Raw genomic sequence first — 1159 nt, 5'->3', positions numbered from 1 at the left:
CCCAGGCCCGGCAAGCGCAGCGCCGCCGGGGAGGACACCGCAGATACCGTAGCCATTTTTGTGCCGGATGGCGGCATAAAGGCCTTATCCGGCCTACGGCATCCTTCCGCAGGCCTATACTGCGCCGCCGAGTAACAAACGCCAGGCAGCCTATCTCACGCCTTCTGCTTGGCCTCGGACTCCTGGCTGCTGTTCAGCGCCAGCGAGACCGCCAGCGTCTGGGCCAGACACAGGGAAGCAACCTGCGAACGGAAGCCATCCACCTGCGCTTCACGCACCACAAAGCAGACATCGCTGAAGGCCGCCAGCGGGCTGACCTGGCTGTCGGTAATGGCGATCTGCCGCGCTTTGCGCTGCGCGCCCAGCTCCACCAGCTCGACCACTTCCCGGGCGTACGGCGAGAAGCTCACCGCCACCACCACGTCTTTCGGGCCGACCAGACTCAGCTGTTCGGTGAACATGCCGCCGAGGCCGTCGATCAGAAAGGCTTTGCGATCGAGGTGACGCAGCGCATAGGTCAGATAGGAGGCGACGCTGAACGACCGGCGCAGACCAATGACGTAAATATTTTCCGCCTCGCCCAGCAGGGCCACCGCGCGCTCCAGATCATCGCTGGAGGTCTGCATCGCCAGCTGCTGCAGCGCCTGGTTGTTCACCATCGTGAACATATTGAGGATTTCCGTCGGCGTTTCCGGCGGGCTGGACTCATCGCTGGTGGTCTGGCGGAAAAGACGGGCGCGCTCGGTATAGTTGGCGGTCTCTTCCATCAAATGTTGCTTGAACATCTGTTTCATTTCGTTAAAGCCGCTGAAGCCGAAGGCGTTGGCAAAACGAATCAACGTGGAAGGGGGAACATCCGCCTGTTGCGCAATGGAGGCCACGGTATCGAAAGCCACGCTATTGCTGTTATCAAGGATATAGCGGGCGACCTGTTTCAGGCGTTTGCTTAACGTATCGTAGCGACGCCTGATTTCATCCTGCAGGATGGTCAGCTGTGTTGGGTTATTGGCCATAGAGTGCGCTCTGAGAAAATGGAAGGAATATGGCTTCCAGTGTACCAAATGAAGCGAATTTTTCATTTATTGCGACGAAATACGCGATTCATTTCACGAAGAAACAGAAAAAAACCCCCCCCCCCCCCCGGCGGCGGGGGGGGGGG

At 59.1% G+C, this 1159-nt stretch carries 1 protein-coding gene; it reads right to left on the bottom strand.

The genetic code is table 11. The annotated features are described in order from the left end of the window. Positions 1–155: 155 nt before the first annotated feature. A complete protein-coding gene (locus HMPREF9538_RS23665; RefSeq protein WP_004152190.1) occupies positions 156–1013 on the bottom strand; it encodes a MurR/RpiR family transcriptional regulator in 858 nt (285 codons plus the stop codon). Positions 1014–1159 lie beyond the last annotated feature (146 nt).

It is taken from the genome of Klebsiella sp. MS 92-3 (assembly GCF_000195655.1).
Taxonomy (GTDB): Bacteria; Pseudomonadota; Gammaproteobacteria; order Enterobacterales; family Enterobacteriaceae; genus Klebsiella; species Klebsiella pneumoniae.
This window is presented reverse-complemented; position numbering and strand designations above follow the sequence as displayed.

Coding starts and splice junctions, on each gene's coding strand:
- HMPREF9538_RS23665 (WP_004152190.1), bottom strand. CDS start 1,013: ATGGCCAATAACCCAACACAGCTGACCATCCTGCAGGATGAAATCAGG.